The 19,937-nt window shown below is 61.2% G+C and carries 16 protein-coding genes and 1 tRNA gene; 9 read left to right on the top strand and 8 right to left on the bottom strand.

The window, feature by feature from the left end; all coding sequences use genetic code 11:
• The first annotated feature begins 74 nt into the window (after nt 1-74).
• The 7 genes from fdnG to MHM84_RS14430 all read left to right on the top strand — a co-directional run bounded on the left by fdnG (nt 75) and on the right by MHM84_RS14430 (nt 9,290).
• Nucleotides 75-3,143, top strand: a complete 3,069-nt coding sequence (fdnG, locus tag MHM84_RS14460) for a formate dehydrogenase-N subunit alpha (RefSeq protein ID WP_253561845.1) — start codon at nt 75-77, stop codon at nt 3,141-3,143.
• A gap of 9 nt (nt 3,144-3,152) precedes the next feature.
• Nucleotides 3,153-4,073: a formate dehydrogenase subunit beta gene (gene fdxH, locus MHM84_RS14455; protein ID WP_239267059.1), complete on the top strand. Its 921-nt coding sequence runs from the start codon at nt 3,153-3,155 to the stop codon at nt 4,071-4,073.
• Nucleotides 4,070-4,750 carry a formate dehydrogenase subunit gamma gene (locus MHM84_RS14450; protein ID WP_239267058.1) on the top strand — a complete coding sequence of 227 codons (681 nt, stop codon included), beginning with the start codon at nt 4,070-4,072 and terminating at the stop codon, nt 4,748-4,750. The genes fdxH and MHM84_RS14450 overlap by 4 nt, the downstream gene beginning before the upstream one ends.
• An 18-nt stretch (nt 4,751-4,768) precedes the next feature.
• Entirely contained in the window at nt 4,769-5,695 is a 927-nt protein-coding gene (fdhE, locus tag MHM84_RS14445; protein ID WP_239267057.1) for a formate dehydrogenase accessory protein FdhE, read from the top strand.
• 107 nt (nt 5,696-5,802) lie between these two features.
• Nucleotides 5,803-7,251, top strand: coding sequence for an L-seryl-tRNA(Sec) selenium transferase (selA, locus tag MHM84_RS14440; protein WP_239267056.1), 1,449 nt, complete (start codon nt 5,803-5,805; stop codon nt 7,249-7,251).
• Nucleotides 7,248-9,176, top strand: coding sequence for a selenocysteine-specific translation elongation factor (gene selB, locus MHM84_RS14435; RefSeq protein ID WP_239267055.1), 1,929 nt, complete (start codon nt 7,248-7,250; stop codon nt 9,174-9,176). The genes selA and selB overlap by 4 nt, the downstream gene beginning before the upstream one ends.
• Before the next feature lie 18 nt (nt 9,177-9,194).
• Nucleotides 9,195-9,290: transfer RNA gene (locus tag MHM84_RS14430), tRNA-Sec, on the top strand.
• Between the two features lie 245 nt (nt 9,291-9,535).
• On the opposite strand, the gene MHM84_RS14425 is transcribed toward MHM84_RS14430, so the two are convergent.
• The 6 genes from MHM84_RS14425 to MHM84_RS14400 form a co-directional block, all read right to left on the bottom strand.
• On the bottom strand, nt 9,536-10,249 hold the full coding sequence (locus tag MHM84_RS14425; protein ID WP_239267054.1) for a hypothetical protein: 714 nt from the start codon (nt 10,247-10,249) through the stop codon (nt 9,536-9,538).
• Complete coding sequence (locus tag MHM84_RS14420; RefSeq protein ID WP_239267053.1) at nt 10,246-11,034, bottom strand: OBAP family protein; 789 nt, start codon at nt 11,032-11,034, stop codon at nt 10,246-10,248. The genes MHM84_RS14425 and MHM84_RS14420 overlap by 4 nt, the downstream gene beginning before the upstream one ends.
• 84 nt (nt 11,035-11,118) lie before the next feature.
• Nucleotides 11,119-11,292, bottom strand: coding sequence for a hypothetical protein (locus MHM84_RS14415; protein ID WP_239267052.1), 174 nt, complete (start codon nt 11,290-11,292; stop codon nt 11,119-11,121).
• A gap of 157 nt (nt 11,293-11,449) precedes the next feature.
• Nucleotides 11,450-11,602 (bottom strand): hypothetical protein, encoded by a 153-nt coding sequence (locus tag MHM84_RS14410; RefSeq protein WP_239267051.1) that lies wholly within the window; start codon nt 11,600-11,602, stop codon nt 11,450-11,452.
• 89 nt (nt 11,603-11,691) lie between these two features.
• Entirely contained in the window at nt 11,692-11,988 is a 297-nt protein-coding gene (locus tag MHM84_RS14405) for a hypothetical protein (RefSeq protein WP_239267050.1), read from the bottom strand.
• A gap of 437 nt (nt 11,989-12,425) precedes the next feature.
• A complete protein-coding gene (locus MHM84_RS14400) occupies nt 12,426-13,976 on the bottom strand; it encodes an alkaline phosphatase D family protein (protein WP_239267049.1) in 1,551 nt (516 codons plus the stop codon).
• A gap of 161 nt (nt 13,977-14,137) precedes the next feature.
• Here MHM84_RS14400 and MHM84_RS14395 point away from each other — a divergent pair, with 161 nt between their 5' ends.
• Nucleotides 14,138-14,686 carry a DUF924 family protein gene (locus MHM84_RS14395; RefSeq protein ID WP_239267048.1) on the top strand — a complete coding sequence of 183 codons (549 nt, stop codon included), beginning with the start codon at nt 14,138-14,140 and terminating at the stop codon, nt 14,684-14,686.
• Nucleotides 14,687-14,884: 198 nt separating this feature from the next.
• Nucleotides 14,885-17,035 (top strand): catalase HPII, encoded by a 2,151-nt coding sequence (gene katE / locus MHM84_RS14390; protein WP_239267047.1) that lies wholly within the window; start codon nt 14,885-14,887, stop codon nt 17,033-17,035.
• Nucleotides 17,036-17,137: 102 nt separating this feature from the next.
• On the opposite strand, the gene gabT is transcribed toward katE, so the two are convergent.
• Both gabT and MHM84_RS14380 read right to left on the bottom strand, forming a co-directional pair.
• Nucleotides 17,138-18,436 carry a 4-aminobutyrate--2-oxoglutarate transaminase gene (gene gabT / locus MHM84_RS14385; protein WP_239267046.1) on the bottom strand — a complete coding sequence of 433 codons (1,299 nt, stop codon included), beginning with the start codon at nt 18,434-18,436 and terminating at the stop codon, nt 17,138-17,140.
• Nucleotides 18,437-18,469: 33 nt separating this feature from the next.
• Complete coding sequence (locus MHM84_RS14380) at nt 18,470-19,918, bottom strand: NAD-dependent succinate-semialdehyde dehydrogenase (protein ID WP_239267045.1); 1,449 nt, start codon at nt 19,916-19,918, stop codon at nt 18,470-18,472.
• Nucleotides 19,919-19,937: the final 19 nt, after the last annotated feature.

The raw sequence follows: 19,937 nt of genomic DNA, 5'->3' as shown, positions 1-19,937 counted from the left end.
AGAATAGAGGCATCGATAAAACGGGTTGTCACGTGACGGCTTCCTGGCGCATGGCCTGAGGTGAGGAGAAAAAAATGACACTACGCGTAACGCGCAGGCAGTTCTTCAAGCTGGGAGCTGCCGGCATGGCCACATCGAGCATGGCCATGATGGGGTTCGCACCGGAGCCGGCCGTAGCTTCAGTGCGCCATTTCAAGCTGACCGGCGCCAAGATCACCCGCAACAACTGCACCTACTGCTCGGTGGGGTGTGGCCTGCTGCTTTACAGTCGGGGTGACGAGAGCATCAATAACATCGACGATATCTATCACGTCGAAGGCGATCCGGACCATCCGGTCAGTCGCGGTTCTCTGTGCCCCAAGGGGGCTGGCGTGCTCGACTTCATTAAGAGTCGTTCACGCTTGTCGCACCCCATGGTGCGCGAGCCCGGCAGCAACGAGTGGAAGCGGATCAGCTGGGACGAGGCGCTGGACCGCATCGCCCGGCGTATGAAGGATGACCGCGATGCCAACTTCGTCAGCGAGGACGAGAACGGCAATACGGTCAATCATTGGCTGACCGCCGGTTTCCTGGCGGCATCGGCGTCATCCAACGAAACCGGCTACCTGACCCACAAGGTGGTACGTAGCCTCGGCATGCTGGCTTTCGACAACCAGGCGCGCGTCTGACACGGACCGACGGTGGCAGGTCTTGCCCCAACATTCGGTCGCGGTGCCATGACCAATCACTGGGTCGATATCCGCAATGCTGATCTGATTCTCTCCATGGGTGGCAACTCGGCAGAGGCGCATCCCGTGGGCTTCCGCTGGGTCATGGAGGCCAAGTATCGCAACAATGCACGGTTGATCTCGGTCGATCCACGCGTCACCCGGACGGGAGCGGTCGCCGACTTCACGGCGGAAATTCGCACCGGCACGGACATCATGTTCCTGGGCGGGCTGATCAGCTACTTGATCGAGACTGATCAGATCCATCACGAGTACGTACGTAACTACACTGACGCCGCACTGATCGTACGCGAGGAGTTCGGATTCGAAGATGGGCTGTTCACCGGCTTCGAACCGACGACCGGGGAGTACGACAAGGACACTTGGCAGTACGAGCTCAACGAACAGGGGCACGCACGGCGCGACGAGACGCTGCAGCACCCGCGTTGCGTATTCCAACTGATGCGCAAGCATTACAGTCGCTACACCCTGGATATGGTGGAAAGCGTCTGCGGCACGCCACGTCACAAGATCCAGCGTGTCTGGGACATGGTCGCCGAGACGGCGACTACCGGCCAGACCATGACCATCCTGTATGCGCTGGGGTGGACACAGCACTCGATTGGCTCGCAGATCATCCGTACGGCGGCCATGGTGCAGTTGCTGCTTGGCAACATGGGCATGGTCGGGGGCGGGGTCAACGCACTGCGTGGGCATTCCAACATTCAGGGCCTGACCGATCTGGGGCTGCTTTCCAACCTGTTGCCGGGATACATGAGCCTGGCCCAGGCCGAGGAACAGAGCTACCAGGATTATATCGAGAAGCGTACGCGCGAGCCGCTGCTGCCCGACGAGGTGTCCTACTGGCACCATTACGAGCGCTTCCATGTCAGCCTGATGAAAGCGTGGTTCGGCGATGCCGCCACCGAGGCCAACAACTGGTGTTATGACTGGCTGCCCAAGCTCAGCGAGCCGCTCTACGATGTGCTGCATGCCTTCCATCGCATGAGCAACGGCGAGATCAATGGTTATTTCTGTCAGGGCTTCAATCCGTTGGCGTCGTTCCCCCATAAAGCCAAGGTCACTCGGGCACTCTCGAATCTGAAGTACCTGGTGGTCATGGACCCGCTGGCGACGGAAACCGCCGAGTTCTGGAAAAATCATGGAGAATACAACCCGGTCAATCCCGAGGAGATCCAGACCGAGGTGTTCCGCCTGCCGACGACCTGCTTTGCCGAGGAGGATGGCTCCATCGTCAACAGTGCCCGCTGGCTTCAGTGGCACTGGGCCGCCGCGCCACCGCCGGGCGAGGCGCGTCCCGATCTGGAAATCATGGCGGGATTGTTCCATCGCCTGCAGGCCATGTACCGCGAGGAAGGCGGCGCTTTTCCCGACCCCATTCTCAACCTGACTTGGCCTTACCGTCAGCCGGATGTACCGGGCGCGTCGGAACTGGCGCGCGAGTATAACGGTTGGGCGCTTCGTGACGTCCATGACGACAACGGCAACCTGCTATGCCGCGCCGGTGAGCAATTGCCGGATTTCGGCGCCTTGAGAAACGACGGCAGTACCTCCTGCGGTTGCTGGATATTCTCGGGATCGTGGACCGAAGAAGGCAACCAGATGGCGCGGCGCGACAACTCCGACCCCTACGGCATCGGCATGACGCTGGGCTGGGCTTGGGCGTGGCCGGTCAATCGGCGCATTCTCTACAACCGCGCCTCGGCGCGTCCCGACGGCACCCCATGGACCCGCGAGAAAGCGCTGGTCTGGTGGAATGGAGCCCGTTGGGTCGGTGCCGATATTCCCGATTTCCCCAAGCAGTCACCGCCGTCTGCCGGGCTGGGGCCGTTCATCATGAACCAGACCGGACGCGGACAGCTGTTCGCCAGGGATCGCATGGCCGAGGGACCGTTCCCCGAACACTACGAGCCGTTCGAGTCGCCGATCGGCATGAACCCGCTGCATCCCGACAACCCGCTGGCCAAGAACAATCCGGCCGCCCGGGTGTTCGAGGAAGACCGGGAGAATTTCGGCACGTTCGAGGAGTTCCCGCACGCGGCGACGACCTATCGCCTCACCGAGCACTTCCACTTCTGGACTACGCATGCCTTGCTCAATGCGATCATGCAGCCCGAGAAGTTCGTCGAGATCGGTACGGCGTTGGCCGAGGAGCTGGGTATCGAGCGCGGCGACCGGGTGCGAGTCATCTCCAAGCGCGGCCATGTCGATGCGGTGGCGGTGGTCACCAAGCGTATCCGGGCCCTGCAAGTGGCCGGCAAGACGGTCCATCAGGTGGGAATTCCTTTGCACTGGGGCTTCAAGGGCGTCGCCAAGAAAGCGCACCTCACCAACGAGCTGACGCCTTTCGTCGGCGACGCCAATACCCAGACGCCGGAATTCAAATCGTTCCTGGTGCGGGTCGAGAAGCTCTAAGGAGGCGCTATGCGAGGCGATCAGATCAATCTGCAAAACATCGTGGCGCGTTCGGCATCGACGGCGCCATCCCCACAGGTGCGCGACGGTGGCGTCGAGGAGGTCACCAAGCTCATCGACGTGTCGCGCTGCATCGGTTGCAAGGCGTGCCAGGTGGCGTGTTCGGAGTGGAACGATCTGCGTGACGACGTCGGCGAGTGTGTTGGCGTCTACGACAATCCGCTCGACCTGACGCCCAACACGTGGGAGGTGATGCGCTTCAACGAGTATGAGGACGAGCAGGGCAACCTGGAGTGGTTGATCCGCAAGGACAACTGCATGCACTGTGAGGAGCCGGGCTGCCTGGAGGCCTGCCCGGCACCGGGTGCCATCGTCAAGTACGCCAACGGCATCGTCGACTTCAACTCCGAGCATTGCATCGGTTGCGGCTATTGCGTCGCGGGGTGTCCCTTCGACATTCCGCGCATCTCGGAGAAGGATGAGAAGGCCTACAAGTGCACGCTGTGCTCCGACCGGGTCTTTCACGGCCTGGAGCCGGCCTGCGTCAAGTCATGTCCGACCGGCTCGATCATGTTCGGCACGCGTGAGGACATGCATGAACTCGCCGCAGCGCGCACCAGCTTCCTCAAGGGGCGCGGTTTCCAGAACGCAGGGATCTACGATCCTGCCGGGGTGGGCGGTACGCATGTCATCTACGTGCTGCAGCATGCCGACAAGCCCGAGATCTACGGGAACCTGCCGGAGGATCCGCGCATCAGTCCGATGGTCGATGCCTGGAAGGGCGTGACCAAACCGCTGATGTCGGCAGCCGTTGGTCTCGCAGCCCTGACCGGTTTCTTCCACTACGCCACCAAGGGGCCCAAGGAAGTACCGGAGGAAGAGGTGGAAGAGGTGGAGAACGACGAGGCCAGAGAGGAGGCGCGTAAATGAGTCACTCCAACCGTGAACGGGATATCGTTCGTTACCGCTGGTGGACCCGCCTCAATCACTGGACCGTGGCGATCAGCTTCGTGCTGCTGGTGCTGAGCGGGCTGGCGCTGTTCCACCCGTTCTTCTGGTCGCTGACCGGGCTGTTCGGTGGGCCGATCATGACGCGTGCCTGGCACCCTTTCATCGGGGTGTTCATGACCCTTTTCTTTGTGCTGCTGGCAATTCCACTGTTCAAGGAAAGTCTGCTCAAGCGCTACGACATTCAGTGGCTCAAGCAGATCAACGACGTGCTCAGCAACCGCGATGAAAAGTTGCCTCCGGTCGGCAAGAACAATGCCGGCCAGAAGCTCGTCTATTGGATCATGGTGGGGTGCGTGCCGGTGCTGCTGGTGACGGGCATCATTATCTGGCGACCCTATTTCGCCGATGCCATGCCCATCTGGTTGTTGCGCTTTGCTGTAATGGTGCATGCCTATACGGCATTCCTGGCCATCATTACGCTGATCATCCATATCTACTCGGGGATATGGGTCAAAGGCTCCATCCAGGCGATGGTCCGCGGCCGGGTCAGCAAGGCGTGGGCCAAGCATCATCACAGCCTGTGGTATGACGAAGTGATGAAAGAGCGCAAACAGCAATCGGCGGCCAAGGATGACTCATCCGCCCGCCCGCAGTAATTGCCATAGGATGATGACGTGAATCATGCATTCGGTAGTGCTCCGGAGGGGGTCATGGACCCTCCGGCAGTCATACTCCCCGCAAACGATGTGTTTGCCATCCGGTCTCAGCGTCTGCACGCTTTGTCCGGGCGGGTGGAAGCGCTAAGCGAGTTTCTTGCCTTCATGGGGCAGGTCGCTCAGGCCCAGCAGGCCGCTCTCGAACGGGGAGCGCCCTCATGGTTGCCCGAGCCCGAGGCGTTCACCCTGGCGCTGGAACATGGCATGCCACCGTTGAGCGTCGATGCATTGCGTCGGGATGTCGATATACGCAGCGAACTGATGGCGTTTCTGGACGCCTTGGACCTGCATGTCGGCGAAGCTCAACGCCCGTTGGTCGAGCAGTTGCGGCACATGCCCGAGGAAGAGCGCAAGGGGTTGGTCGAAGCGCTGCTCGACGGCCAGCCTGGCCCCGAAGAGAGCCGAGGGGCCATGCCGCTGCTTGCAGCGGCACTGCAAGTGGCTTGGGTACGCCTGGTCCGCTGTCTACCCGATGCGCCGAAGCGACCCTCGGACGAGACACGAACCATTTGTCCCAGCTGCGGCGCCCCCCCGGTGGCGAGTGTCGTCCAGAACGATGCGGCGTACCGCGGTGCGCGCTACCTACAATGCGGGCTGTGTGCCACGCAATGGTATCTGGAACGAGCGAGGTGCAGTGTCTGTGAGCATACCGGCAAGTTAAAGTACCTTAGTCTGCAGGATGACGACGGCAACCCATGGTTGCCCGTCCAGGCCGAAACCTGCGGGGATTGCCATAGCTACCTGAAGATCATGCCTCGTGAGCTGGATGACGGTCTCGACGCGATAGCCGATGACTTGGCCAGCCTGGCGCTGGATCTGTCGCTGAACGAGGAAGGCGCGTTTCGGCGCAGCGGCTATAATCCGTTGCTCATCGTCGGGGAGTGAGACCCCGGCGTGGACGGCAGGCGGTCGGACATGCTATGCCATAGGGCTTGATCGGGCTGAACGCGACAGCCCATGACGAAGCTCATTGGTATGGATCTGAACCTACAATGGACGTTAGACGCCACTTGCCTGCCGTCGATGTATTGATGGCCGCCTCCCCTTTGCAGGAGTCGCTGCACCGCCATGGCCACTCGCTGGTAAAGCGTGCCGTGCGTGACACCTTGGACGACGAACGTCGACGGCTGCTGGAGCGGCCGTCCGATGCCGATATGGAGCCTCCCGCCCTCGATGACCTGGCGCAACGCTGCGCACTGCGGCTCGACACCTTGATCCAACCCAACAGCCGTGCCGTCTTCAACCTGACCGGTACGGTCATTCATACCAACCTGGGGCGTTCGCCATTGCCCGAACCGGCCATCGAGGCCATGGCCGAGGCGGCGCGCCACCCCGTGGCGCTGGAGTACGACCTGGAAAGTGGCGGTCGCGGCGATCGCGATACGTTGGTCGAATCGCTTCTCTGCGAGCTGACCGGCGCCGAGGCTGCCACCGTGGTCAACAACAATGCCGGTGCCGTGGTGCTGGCCCTGGGGGCTCTGGGGGCAGGTCGTGAAGCGATCATTTCGCGGGGCGAGCTGATCGAGATCGGTGGCGCCTTTCGCATGCCGGACATCATGCAGGCGGCAGGCTGCCGCCTGCATGAGGTAGGGGCCACCAACCGGACCCACGCCCGCGACTTCGAGGCAGCACTGAACGAAGAGACGGGGCTGATCGTCAAGGCGCATACCTCCAACTACGCCATCAGCGGCTTTACCAAGAGCGTGCCCGAGCGCGAACTGGCCGAGATCGCCCATCGCCATGGGGTGCCAATGATGGTCGACCTGGGCAGTGGCGCGCTGACCGACCTGGCGGCCCTGGGTCTGCCTTACGAAGCCTTGCCGCGCGACACCATCGCCGCCGGGGCAGATATCGTCACCTTCAGTGGCGACAAGTTACTGGGTGGACCGCAGGCCGGCATCATCGTCGGCAAGCGCGAGATGGTCGAGCGAATCAAGCGCCACCCATTGAAGCGCGCGCTGCGCCTCGACAAGCTGATGTTGGCAGCACTCGAAGCGACACTGCGCATCTACCGTGACAGCGATGCACCCGCTCGCGACATTCCCACGCTGGCACTGCTGACCCGACCGGAAGCCGACATCGCGGCGACCGGCGAACGACTATTGCCCGCCGTTCGGTCCCTGCTCGATGATGTCGAGGTCGCGTTGCAGGATTGCATGAGCCAGCTCGGCAGTGGCTCGTTGCCCGTCGATCGACTGCCCAGCCGTGCTCTGGTCTGGCGACCGAAAGCCCCCGATCGCCACGGGCGTGAACGTGCGCTGCGTCGTCTCGAAGCGGCTTTCCGACGTTTGCCCCGGCCGGTGATCGGGCGCCTGCGTGACGGTGCGCTGCACCTCGATCTGCGTTGCCTGGTGGGAAAGGCACAGGAGCAACGCTTTCTGGACCAGCTCGAGGCCTTGAGGATGAATTACGCACGAAGCCAGGCCGAGGAGGCTTCATGATCGTCGGCACGGCAGGCCATGTCGATCATGGCAAGACGGCGTTGATCCAGCATTTGACCGGCATCGACACGGATCGTCTCAAGGAGGAGAAGGCGCGCGGCCTGACCATCGAGGCGGGCTTCGCCTATCCCGAGGTCGAGCCGGACATGGAACTCGGTTTCATCGACGTGCCCGGACACGAGAAGTTCATCCATAACATGATGGCCGGTAGCGCAGGCATCGACAGCGTGCTGCTGGTCGTGGCGGCTGACGATGGCATGATGCCGCAGACCATCGAACACGTACAGATTCTGTCCCTGCTCGGGCTGTCGCAGGGGCGGGTGGCGTTGAGCAAGTGCGATCTGGTCGATGAGGCGCGCCTCGACCGGGTCGAGACGCAGATCCGGCAGTTGCTGAGCGCCACACCGCTGGCCGGGGCGCCGGTCTATCGGGTTTCGAGTCACACGGGGGAAGGCATCGGCGCGCTACGTGATTCGTTGTGGACCGAAGCGGCCAATCGTCGCGAGGCGCCGGTCTGGGGCGCATTCCGCCTGACGGTGGACCGGGTCTTCACCAAGACCGGTGCGGGACTGGTCGTGACCGGGACGGCGGTTAGCGGGACCGTACGGCAGGGCGACATGGTACGCCTGGAGCCGTCGGGCATCCGCGCCAGGGTACGTAGCCTGCGCCGCCAGCACCGCGAGAGCGAGCAGGCCCGCCAGGGGGACCGGGTGGCCCTCAACCTGTCGGGGAGCGGGGTGGAGCGCGACGCGATTGCGCGTGGCGGCTGGGTGGTCGCCGAGGCGCTGGAGACACCACCGCTGCAGCGTATCGATGCCGATCTCACCCTACTGGACAGTGTGACGGCCCTCAAGCACTGGACGCCAGTGCATATTCATCTGGGCGTAGCGCGACTGACCGGACGCATCTCCTTACTGGAAGGACAACGCCTCGAGCCCGGTGGGCGCATGCTCGGCCAGATCGTTCTCGATCGTCCCGTACACGCCTGTCTGGGGGATCGCTTCGTGATTCGTGATCATGGTGGCCGGATGACACTGGGCGGTGGCACGGTACTCGATGGCGATCCACCGCGACGTGGCCAGCGTGCGCCCAAGCGGCTCGCCTGGCTGACCTCGCTGGCTGAATGCGCCGCTGGGGGAAGCCCCTACGACATCGACCGGCCACTCGATACCGGTTTGACGCTATGGCCCGACGGGCTGGACCTGGACAAGCTGGCTCGCAATATCAATAGCGGCCAGCAGCACTTGGCGGCACGAGTCGAAGCCCTGGGTGGGCAGGTCATTACTGCGCAGGGGCAGGCCTGGGCATTTTCTCGCCAAGGGCTGGACGCGGTGAAGACGAGAACGCTCGAGATCCTGCAGCACAACCACGCCAACGAACCTTCCATGCTGGGGACGGAACGGGAGCGCCTGCGTCGACAAGTCATGCCCGGCCTGCCCGGGGCATTCTTTCGTCCTTTGCTGAATGCCATGATCGAGACCGGCGACATCGAGCGGCACGGCCCGTTCCTGGCATTGCCCGGCCACCAAGTGGCACTGGACGAGGCTGACGAACGGCTCTGGCGCCAGGTACAGCCCTTGATTGCCGCCACGCCGTTCGAACCGCCCCGTGTTCGCGATATGGCGGCCACGCAGGGGCTGGACGAGCAGGCGATTCGTCAGGCGCTCATGGCATGCGCGCGCCTCGGTCGGCTATATCAGGTACGCAAGGACCATTTCTTCGAGGCGTCGGCGGTCGAGCGTATGGCGCATATCGTTGCAATGCTGAATGCCGAGCATGGCGCCGCCCGTGCCGCGGATTTTCGCGACCGTATCGGCACGGGGCGCAAACTCGCCATACAAATCCTTGAATTCTTTGATAGACTCGGGTTCACTCGACGTGTGCGTGACGACCACGTGGTGCGTCGACATGACATGTTCGAGTAGCACGACACAGCGATCCAAGGAAGAGGATCGACCCCCGGTGGGGCGGCCAGGCTTCAAACCTGGTAGGGGCTGCCAGCGGTCCCTGGTGGGTTCGACTCCCACGCTCTTCCGCCAACCCGCCTCGTTGCTGGCTTCGCTGTGTAACCGCATTTGCTGTGCAGCTCCTTTCAAAGAGACCGGGATTTCTCGGGGATACTCTGGTAGCACGCCGCACCCACGCTACGGACAGCTCGTCCCAACGGGTAGTATGCCTAGGCGTTGGGTGTTGGCATCTGGATTGCCAGGCGCTGTCTTTCTTCGCCTTGCCGATGCTGAGCATATCCCGGCCATGCTCCCGGTTGTTCTGCCCACGATCGCCATCAGCCGCTCGTTACGCTGTCCTGCAGGGCAGCTGCTTTTTGGCGATATTCTAAAAGCAAACGAAGTTGTTCAATGGCTACGGGTAAGTGGCCGTCGATGGAAGAATCCTGGCGCATAGCGGTAGGGCCGCTTATCGAGTGGTCGTTATAGATCCTGACCATCTCGTCAGCGGTAGGGGGCTCGTCTCGTTGGGCAAAGATGGGATGCTCAAGTAGCTTGGTTTGAGCATCCTTAATGATGGCATCCACCGTCGTCATGATTTCGGGCGATAGTTGGTCTATCAAACTGGCTTTCTCGATCTCCCTTAGCAATGCTATAGCGTCAGCGCCTCTTCCGTCTCGTGTATCGAAAAGGTCGCTGTAGCCACCGGATTCACGCTTCACGAGCCGAAGGGCAATGCGATAGAGGGCGAGCCTGCTTCCATCGAGACTTGAAAGCATAAGCTCGGCATCCTTGGTCAAGTTTCTGAGCTTGATCTCGCTTCCAAAAAGGGTGAACTGCTCGATCCGATCCCACACTCGAGCTATGCCTGCCAAGCCAAGCCCCAGTGTAAGCATGCTGACGAATGGCCCACCCTCCATGCGTCCCGACAGGAAGAACCAGAAAGCTAGGACGATTACCGTCAGCGAGACAACAGCTGTGACCCAACGTGATGCCACATTTCGATGCTCTGATGGATGATCCGCCGCCACCTTTGCGAGGCGCCGTTTCATCGCTTGAATGTCATTTCGTTCAAGCGGGTCTGTACCGTCTGGCCGCTCTCCCAGCTATTGGCACCCTGTGCGACCTGAGGCGTGGGTATGTTTTCACGGTTACGACGCTTGCGAGGCGTCGACACGCCAAGCCTGCGATCGCGAGCGTCGACCATGGCCTGGTTGGCCTGACCGTCATCGGTGAAGCCCATCATCAACTGCGGGATACCGTAGGGGAAATCGTCCCGGTCATATTGCCAGGTGTGGAATGTCTTGCCATACGTCGTCACCAGATCTTCGAAGTAGGCATGCTCAGCAATGTCAGGTATGCCGGGGGCCACCAGCAATCCGGATTTCACTTCGTAATGATGGCTGTGCCATAGCCTTTTCTCTTCCGCCGGCAACTGGCGAAAACGCGCCTCGCTGATGATGTATTCGATGCCGATCAGGCGTGCATCCGGAGCGTTGGAGTCGAAGATCACGCACTGATGCAGATCATGCTGAAGGTGAATACAGAAATGCGTCGCTTCGACCTGACGCCCCATCTCATCGGCATACATATGAAACCCATTGAGATAGGTGCTCATGGCTTCCAGAGGTATCTTTCTCTGCATGGCCCCTGAGGCCACATCAAGGGCTCGGTGCTTGAGCGGATGACCGCGGCCTACACGGGCCGTGGTGGCCGCCTTTCGACCGAGAAGAATGCCTGCGGCGGTGATCGCCCCTGCTGCAATGCCAATTCCCAGGGCACCGATACTTCCTTTGCTGGAGCAGTGGGGACAAGAAGTGCCATGACGATCCTGCATACTATTCATCCTTGAGTCGCGTACTCGGAAGTGGGGCAACGCTCAACGAACAGCCAAGCACCACTTGCCCTATTCGCTAATGGCTCAGACGCCGACTGAATTGAGACGGGCAGCCTCGTTGGCGGCATCGTCTGAGCTATCGAAGCGTGCAATGGCGACATCTTCGCCTGGGTCGCGTGTGTCTACGACCCACCACTCCGGAGACTGATCGGTTGTATGCTCGTTGCGGGGAGCCGGTTTTACCAAATAAACATCCATGCCGTGTTCTACTCCTTGGCTGTGCATGTAAGCCAGTGTAGAACACGGCATGCCGACTCAGTACAAGCGAAAGGCTTGTCGACCTTGTTGGCTCTGGATAAAGCAATGCCGCCCGGTTCTCCGGACGGCATCGTGTCGAGAGGGGATGTCTGTAGCCTCAGTGCCGACGTGGATCGTGATTGTTGGTATGTTCGCGATCGTTGCGTTCGTTGAGGCTGTTCCAAGCCTGTTCACCCTTGCGCTTGGCCTTCTGGCGGTTTTCGGACTTTCTGAGCCACCAAGCGGCACCTGCTGCAAATAAGCCTTTCATGGCAACCTCCTTGCTGCGTCGGATACGTGTCATTCGGTATGGACGCCTGAGGCCGTTAGGTCAAGGGAAGCGAAGCGCTGGAGAGGCCATCATTTGGCGCTATATGCCTGCGCCGGCTTGTGCCAGAGGCGGTCGGTCGCCTTTAGCCAGTCCCCGCAGTGGGTACCAGCGCCAGCCCAGTCTTGGTTCATGCGGCTGATGAAGAGGGCGTCTCCCTTGTTGATGCATGGCAACAGACGGTCACGAAGCTCTCCGGACTCGCTATCGGTCTGGATCAGCCAGAGTGAATCCATGACATGTATGTGAGGAAAGGATTCCAAGCATTCGTAGAAAGCGTTGTATTCCTGAGGAAAGTTCAGATTGTAGGCAATAGAGTAAATGGCCATAGAGATTCCCGCTGCATCTGTTGTTGTGTAAGCGTGGCGTGTCGATGCTTTCAGCGTAGCAAGGCTTTCTGCGAATCGGCGAGAGGAAACTAACCTGCGTTAAAGATGAGAAAAGTCACCCTTGGCGGTGTGCTTCATAAGGAAAGGCTTGGGCTAATCCAATGAATTAGGCCCGGCCATCGCTGGCCGGGCCGTGCAGCAACTAGGTACTGCAATACGGTAAGCTCTGTTGGGATCCCTGGCTTGGGTGGCATCCTGCCTTTGTCGCCTGCATTCCCGAGTGTCGGTCATCCTGACCGCGCACAACCTTGAACTGGCAGCCTTTCCTTGGCCGCTGCTCACCGTGCTTTTTACTCTAGCCGGTTCCGTTTCGTTTCGTCAAGGCAGGTTCTTCATAAAATTCAATTGATTAACTTGGGTTAGGGTGAGGTCCGCCATCAGGCGGGAGTCAAGCGCTTCTCGAAAAGCGCCAGGCCCGCGGTGTCCTTCAGCGTCACCGTCAGCTCGCGCGATTCGGCGTCGAGGTCGACCTGGCCGAAGAACTGATAGCCCGCCGATGGCGGGAGGTTGGCCTGGCCCGGTGGCGGCGCCTTGGTGAAGACTGCCTCGGGGCCGAAGGTGGCATCCAGTTCACCGGGGCCGAACGTGCCCGCATTGAGCGGTCCGCTGACGAATTCCCAGAACGGGGTGAAATTCTGGAAGCTGGCCCGCTCCGGGGAGTAGTGATGGGCTGCCGTGTAATGTACGTCGGCGGTCAACCAGACGACGTTCTGCACATTGGCCTGGTGCAGGGCCTCCAGCAACCGGGCGATTTCCTGCTCTCGCCCCAAGGGGCGCCCGGGGTCGGCGTTGGCCACTGCCTCGTAACGTTCGCCATCCTTGACCACCAGCCCGAGCGGCATGTCGGCGGCGACGATTTTCCATGTCGCTTGCGATCGGCGCAGCCCATCGAGAAGCCACTGCAACTGCGCATCGCCGAGAATGGCAGTACTGTCATCCGACACACTTTGGCGATTGGTGGAGTTGCCCCCGCGATAACTGCGCATGTCGAGACGGAAGATTTCCAGGTCGGGGCCATAGGTGAATCGACGATACATACGCTCGGGGGCGTCGGGCGTCTGCCGCACCGGCATGTACTCCATGAAGGCGTGTCGTGCACGGGCATTGAGTAGCGAGACGTTCTTTTCCGTGTAGCGCGGGTCGTCGAGTATTTCTCCGGGGTACCAGTTGTTCACCGTCTCGTGATCGTCCCACTGGGCAAACATGGGTACCTCGGCATTGAAACGCCGCAGATTTTCATCGAGCAGGTTATAGCTATATTGTCCACGGTACTCATCCAGCGTCTCGGCCACCTTGGCCTTGGCCGGCGTGACAATGTTTTTCCACGTCGCCTCATCCTCGAGGGCGACACGTTCCTCAAGGGGGCCGTCGGCGTAGATGGTATCTCCGGAGTGGATGAAGAAATCGGGCTTAACCTGACGCATCGTCTCGTAGATTCGCATCCCGCCCAGGTCGGGATTGATGCCCCAGCCCTGGCCTACGGTATCCCCCGACCACACGAAGCGCACGTTGCGTGACTGGGAGGGTGGCAGGCGTAGCTGGCCCACCACTGGTTCGCTCAAGGCTTGCTCGTCTCCCAAGGCGGCATAGCGCACGCGGTAATGCAGTGCCTCCAGGTCACCCAGGCCAGTGACGTCGAGCTTGGTCGTGTAGTCGTTGACCGGCATGGCCGTAGGGCCAACCAGGCGACGGGCATTGCGAAACTCAGGATTGTCGGCGAGTTCGAGCATCATCCGTGCAGGCCGGTCGCTACGACTCCAGAGCATGGCACGCCCCGGCAGCACGTCGCCGCTCATGACGCCGTGCGTTAGGGCTGGTCGACGGGTTTCCGCAACCACGATAGCGGGTGCACCAAACAGGCCGATAGTGCCGAGAGTCGCTCCGGCATACAGGCTTTGTGATAAAAAACGGCGGCGGGACAGGGACATGGCTTTCTCCTTGGACGCTATGCCACCCGGTGGCAGCTTGGGGAAACACCCTGCCTAACATTTGTGACAATGCCCTGACGTTAACGTGAAAGGCTCGCGGCCGGAGCCGTCGTTACCTACGCTCAGGTTATCGGTTTGCGATCGCTGGGAGCGAGAGACCCATGAACGAGACGGTGGCCCAGACGGTACTCCAGTTCTGGTTCGAGGCGCTCGAACCGCGGCAATGGTTCGCCAAGGATGAGGCGCTCGATGCCGAGATCTCCGAGCGCTTTTCTTCCGTGCTGCAGGCTGCAATTGCCGGTGAACTCTGGACATGGCGGCGCTCACCGCAAGGCCGGCTGGCCGAGATCCTAGTGCTCGACCAATTCTCGCGTAACATTCATCGCGGCAAGATCGCTGCCTTTGCCCAGGACCCGCAGGCGTTGGTGTTGGCACAGGAAGCCGTAGTGGCTGGGGCTGATCGTCACCTCGAGATACGCCAGCGGGCATTTCTCTACATGCCTTATATGCACAGCGAGTCACTGCTGATTCATGAGGAAGCGCTTCGGCTGTTCGACCAGCCCGGGCTCGAGGACAACCTGGACTTCGAGCATCGACACCGGGCGATACTCGAGCGTTTCGGGCGTTATCCCCACCGCAACGCGCTGCTTGGACGCCCGTCGACGCCCGAGGAGCAGGCCTTTCTCGAACAGCCGGGATCCTCGTTCTAGATAGAGACGGCGGCAAAAAAGCACGCGACGTATTTGCGTCTCGCTCGTCAGGCTGACTACTTTGAGGCTGGTATAGCAAAAAAGAACGTTGCCAAATTGCCGGCAAGGGAGCCGACGTGGTTGGCCACCACGTCCATGCCGGTGTGGCCTTACGAGGCGGCGGGTGGGCCGACACAAGCAAACGAGGAGTGTTTGAACATGGCGAATAATCCCCATACGAATCCGAACAGCGACGGTCCCCACGATCAGGATTTCAAGACGACCGAGAACAGCAAGTCGGAGAATCTCGAGAAGTATCGCAGCGATGCCGAAGGACACGACTTGCGGACCAATCAGGGGATTCGCATCTCCGATAACCACAATTCGCTGAAGGCCGGCGAGCGTGGGCCCACCCTGATGGAAGACTTCATCTTCCGCGAAAAGCTCAATCACTTCGACAACGAGCGCATTCCCGAGCGTATCGTCCACGCGCGTGGTGCCGCGGCACATGGCTATTTCCAACCCTATTCGGAAGCCGCCAAGTATTCCAAGGCCGGACTGTTCCAGGATCCCAATAAGAAGACACCCGTATTCGTGCGCTTCTCGACGGTCCAGGGCGCGCGCGGTTCCAACGATACCGTGCGCGACGTGCGCGGCTTTGCCACCAAGTTCTATACCGACGAGGGCAACTGGGATCTGGTCGGCAACGACATGCCGGTGTTCTTCATCCAGGACGCCATCAAGTTTCCCGACTTCGTGCACGCCGTGAAACCCGAGCCGCACAACGAGATTCCCCAGGGTCAGTCTGCCCATGACACGTTCTGGGATTTCGTGTCGCTGATGCCGGAGTCCACCCACATGGTGCTGTGGACCATGTCGGATCGCGCCTTTCCACGCCACTATCGCAACATGGAAGGCTTTGGGGTGCACACGTTCCGCCTGATCGACAAGCAGGGCAAGGCGCGCTTCGCCAAGTTCCACTGGAAGCCTTTGGCCGGCACCTGCTCGCTGATCTGGGACGAGGCGCAGAAGCTGTGGGGCCGCGATCCGGATTTCAATCGCCGTAACATGTGGGAAGATATCGAGAACGGCAATTTCCTGGAATTTGAGTTCGGGGTGCAAATCGTCGAGGAAGAGGACGAGCACAAGTTCGACTTCGACTTGCTCGATCCGACCAAGATCATCCCCGAGGAGCAGGTACCGGTCATTCCCATCGGCAAGATGGTGCTCAACCGTAATCCGGATAACTATTTCGCCGAGACCGAGCAGGTCGCCTATAACCCGGCCAATATCGTTCCGGGGATCGACTTCACCAACGATCCGCTCATGCAGGGTCGCCTGTTTTCCTATCTCGATACCCAGATGCTGCGCCTGGGTGGGCCGAATTTCCACGAGATTCCCATCAATCAGCCGGTGGCCCCGTTCCACAACAATCAGCGCGATTCCATGCATCGTCAGACGATCAACAAGGGCCAGGCTTCCTACGAGCCCAACTCGATCGATGGCGGCTGGCCGAGCGAGACGCCGGCAGGACCCGAGAACGGTGGCTTCGAGACCTACTACGAGCGTGTCGATGCCAACAAGGTGCGCGCACGCAGCGCCTCGTTCGGCGATCACTATTCCCAGGCGACGCTGTTCTGGAACAGTCAGACCGATGTCGAAAAGGAACACATCATTGCCGCCTACACCTTCGAGCTTTCCAAGGTCGAACGTCCCTGGATTCGCGAGCGGGTAATCAAGGAAATCCTGCCCAATATCGATCTCGAACTGGCCCGTCGTGTCGGCGAAAATCATGGCATCGAGGCGCCTTCCAGCAAGCCGGCACCGGCCGACGAGCTAGGCAGCAGTTCGCAGGCGGACTCGCCGGCATTGAGCCTGATGGCGCGTCTGCCGGGCAACATCAAGTACCGCAAGGTAGCGATCCTGGTCGCCGATGGCGTGGATGGTGAGCAGGTGGAAGCCGCCAAGGCCAAGCTCGAGGCCGAAGGCGCCCAGGGCATGGTGATCGCGCCGAGCATGGCGCCGGTCAAGGCGGCTAACGGCCAGACGGTGACGCCGGATGCCATGCTCAACGGCATGCCTTCGGTGACGCTGGATTCGGTGATCGTTGCCGGAGGGGCAGAGAGCGTAAAGGCGCTGTCGCAATCCGGGCAGGGGCTCTACTACGTTCAGGAAGCCTACAAGCACCTCAAGGCGATCGCGGCCATTGGCGAAGGCAAGGAACTGTTATCCGCGGCGGGTGTGCCCACGCAGGAAGACGGTATCTTCCTTGGGGCGACAATCGACGATGTCTTCACGCCCTTCACCGAGGCGATGGGCAAGCATCGGGTATGGTCGCGCGATGCGAAGGCCAACATGATGCCGGCCTGAGGAGTGACTCGCTTCGCTCGTAATAGCGGGTAAGAGTAAAATACAGAAAGCGCAAATCAGAAGCCCGGCTGCAGGATAGCCGGGCTTTTTCATGCAGCCGTTTCAGGCGCTGACGGTGCCTTTGGACTCGACCAGTTCCTTGAGGGCTTCCTCAACGATGCTGAGGCCTTCCTCGAGGATGTCATCCTCGATGGTTACCGGCATCAGGAAACGGATGGAGTTACCGTACAGGCCGCAGGACAGCAGGATCAGGCCTTTCTCGCGGGCCCGCTTGCAAAGGGCGCCGGCCAGGTCGGCATCCGGGGTGTGGCTGGCCTTGTCGGACACCAGATCGAAGGCGGCCATGGCACCCATGTTGCGGGGATTGTCGACGCACTCGAAATCCTGCTGCCATTTCGCGAAGCGCTTGGCCAGCTTGTCGCCCAGGGCCTGGCTTTTCTCGAGGATGTTCTCTTCCTCGAAGACCTCCAGCACGGCCAGGGTCGCCGCACATGAGACGGGGCTACCGGTATAGGTGCCGCCCAGCGAGTTGCCGCCACTGGCATCCATGTGCTTGTCGGTACCGACCACGGCGGAAATCGGCATGCCGTCCGCCATGCTCTTGGCCATGGTGATGATGTCGGGCTCCACGCCGCTGTGCTCGATGGCGAACATCTTGCCGGTACGCCCGAAGCCGCTCTGGACTTCGTCGACGATCATCAGCATGCCGTACTCGTCGCAGATCTCGCGGATCGCCTTGAGGAAGCTGGCCGGCGCCGGGTAGAAACCGCCTTCACCGAGCACCGGCTCGAGCACGATGGCTGCCGTATCCTTGGGGTTGGCGTCGGTCTTCAGCGCCATCTTCAGGCCGCGCAGAGCCTCGTCCTCGCTGACCCCGTGGTAGGGCACGGGGTACGGAGCGCGGAACACATTGCCCGGCATGCTGCCGAAGTCGGTAGCATAGGGTGCCACCTTGCCGTTCATGGCCATGGTCATGAACGTGCGGCCATGGTAACCGCCATCGAAGCAGATGACATTGTTGCGCCCGGCGGCGGCACGCGCGATCTTGACGGCATTTTCCAGGGCTTCGGCGCCGGAGTTGGCGAGCATCACCTTGGCGTGGCCACGTACCGGGGTAACCTGGCTGAGCTTCTCGGCCACCTTCACATACCCTTCGTAGGGCATCACGGTCTGGCAGGTATGCATCACCTTGTCGAGCTGAGCCTTCACGGCCTCGACCACCTTGGGGTGGCGGTGGCCGACGTTGAGCACGCCAATGCCGCCGGCGAAGTCGATGATGCGATTGCCGTCGGCATCCCAGATCAGCGCGTTCTCGGCGCGCTCGGCGAACTGCGTCGCCGGGCTGGCGGCCCCGTTGGCGACATAGCGCTGCTTGAGCTCGTTGAGTTGGGCATTGTTCATAGCTTCCTCCTTGTCATCTTCGGGCAGTGAGGCTCACAGCCCGCCAATGCAGACATATTTTAGCTCGGTAAACTCATCGAGACCGTGACGCGAGCCTTCACGGCCCAGCCCCGACTCCTTGATGCCGCCGAAGGGCGCCAGTTCAGTGGATAACAGCCCTTCATTGACGGCCACCATGCCATATTCCAGGCCCTCCATGACATGCCAGATGCGCTGGTAGTCTCGCGCATAGAAATAGGCGGCGAGGCCGAACTCGGTGGCATTGGCCATGGCAATGGCCTGCTCGTCGGCCTCGAAGCGAAAGACGGGCGCCAGCGGACCGAAGGTTTCTTCCCGGGCGACCTGCATCGCGTCGGTGACATCGGCGAGCACGGTGGGCTGGAAGAAGGTGCCGCCCAATGCGTGCGGTTCTCCGCCGCAGACCAGGCGAGCGCCTTTGCCAAGGGCATCGCCGATATGCGCCTGGACCTTGCCGACAGCAGCCGGATTGATGAGCGGACCCTGCACGACGCCATCTTCCAGGCCGTTGCCCACTTTCAGCTCGTTGACTCGCTTCGCCAGTTTCTCAAGGAAAGCGTCGTATATGCCAGCCTGAACCAGCAAGCGGTTGGTGCACACGCAGGTCTGGCCGGAGTTGCGGAACTTGGAGGCGATGGCGCCTTCCACGGCCGCGTCCAGGTCGGCATCGTCAAATACAATGAACGGGGCATTGCCGCCGAGTTCCATGGAGGCCTTCTTGACCGTTCCGGCGCACTGCGCCAGCAGTTTCTTGCCGACAGGCGTCGATCCGGTGAAGGACACCTTGCGCACCCGTGGGTCCGTGGTCAGTACTTCGCCGATCTCGGCGGGTCGAGACGCTGTCACGACGTTAAATACGCCGGCCGGCAGGCCGGCATCTTCGGCCAGTTTGGCCAAGGCCAGAGCCGTCAACGGAGTGGCTTCGGCGGGTTTGATCACGACCGGGCAGCCAGCGGCCAAGGCTGGAGCACACTTGCGCGTGATCATGGCCAGCGGAAAGTTCCAGGGCGTGATGGCCGCTACTACCCCGATCGGTTCACGGAAGACCAGGATACGTTTGTCGGCACCGTGCGAGGGTAGGGTTTCGCCAGCGACGCGCTTGGTCTCCTCGGCATAGTATTCGATGAACGAGGCGCCGTAGCCGACCTCTCCCTTCGCTTCGGCCAATGGCTTGCCCTGCTCAAGGGTCATCAGCCGGGCCAGGTCGTCGGTGTGCGCAACGACCAATTCATACCAGCGACGCAGCAGGGCTGCCCGCTCCTTGGCCGGGCGCTTGCGCCAGGTCGGCCAGGCAGCCTCGGCACTCGCCACGGCTGCGCGGGCGTCGTCGGCGCCTAGATCGGGTATCTCGGCCAGCGTCTCGCCAGTGGCGGGGTTGGTCACGGCGAAGCGATGCTCGGCATCGCGCCATTGGCCACCGATGTAGGCTTTAGGAATCACTAGGTCGGGTAGGACGAAAGGCATGGGCAAGGCTCCAAACAGG

Origin of the sequence: Halomonas sp. McH1-25 (assembly GCF_022348165.1) — a bacterium.
Lineage (GTDB): Bacteria > Pseudomonadota > Gammaproteobacteria > Pseudomonadales > Halomonadaceae > Modicisalibacter.
This window is presented reverse-complemented; position numbering and strand designations above follow the sequence as displayed.

Excerpts from the sequence above, each read along its gene's own strand:
- MHM84_RS14380 (WP_239267045.1), bottom strand. The coding sequence starts at position 19,918 with ATGCCTTTCGTCCTACCCGACCTAGTGATTCCTAAAGCCTACATCGGT.
- MHM84_RS14415 (WP_239267052.1), bottom strand. The coding sequence starts at position 11,292 with ATGGATGTTTATTTGGTAAAACCGGCTCCCCGCAACGAGCATACAACC.
- fdxH (WP_239267059.1), top strand. The coding sequence starts at position 3,153 with ATGCGAGGCGATCAGATCAATCTGCAAAACATCGTGGCGCGTTCGGCA.
- MHM84_RS14395 (WP_239267048.1), top strand. The coding sequence starts at position 14,138 with ATGAACGAGACGGTGGCCCAGACGGTACTCCAGTTCTGGTTCGAGGCG.
- MHM84_RS14420 (WP_239267053.1), bottom strand. The coding sequence starts at position 11,034 with ATGCAGGATCGTCATGGCACTTCTTGTCCCCACTGCTCCAGCAAAGGA.
- MHM84_RS14410 (WP_239267051.1), bottom strand. The coding sequence starts at position 11,602 with ATGAAAGGCTTATTTGCAGCAGGTGCCGCTTGGTGGCTCAGAAAGTCC.
- MHM84_RS14425 (WP_239267054.1), bottom strand. The coding sequence starts at position 10,249 with ATGAAACGGCGCCTCGCAAAGGTGGCGGCGGATCATCCATCAGAGCAT.
- MHM84_RS14450 (WP_239267058.1), top strand. The coding sequence starts at position 4,070 with ATGAGTCACTCCAACCGTGAACGGGATATCGTTCGTTACCGCTGGTGG.
- katE (WP_239267047.1), top strand. The coding sequence starts at position 14,885 with ATGGCGAATAATCCCCATACGAATCCGAACAGCGACGGTCCCCACGAT.
- MHM84_RS14405 (WP_239267050.1), bottom strand. The coding sequence starts at position 11,988 with ATGGCCATTTACTCTATTGCCTACAATCTGAACTTTCCTCAGGAATAC.
- gabT (WP_239267046.1), bottom strand. The coding sequence starts at position 18,436 with ATGAACAATGCCCAACTCAACGAGCTCAAGCAGCGCTATGTCGCCAAC.
- MHM84_RS14400 (WP_239267049.1), bottom strand. The coding sequence starts at position 13,976 with ATGTCCCTGTCCCGCCGCCGTTTTTTATCACAAAGCCTGTATGCCGGA.
- selA (WP_239267056.1), top strand. The coding sequence starts at position 5,803 with ATGGACGTTAGACGCCACTTGCCTGCCGTCGATGTATTGATGGCCGCC.
- selB (WP_239267055.1), top strand. The coding sequence starts at position 7,248 with ATGATCGTCGGCACGGCAGGCCATGTCGATCATGGCAAGACGGCGTTG.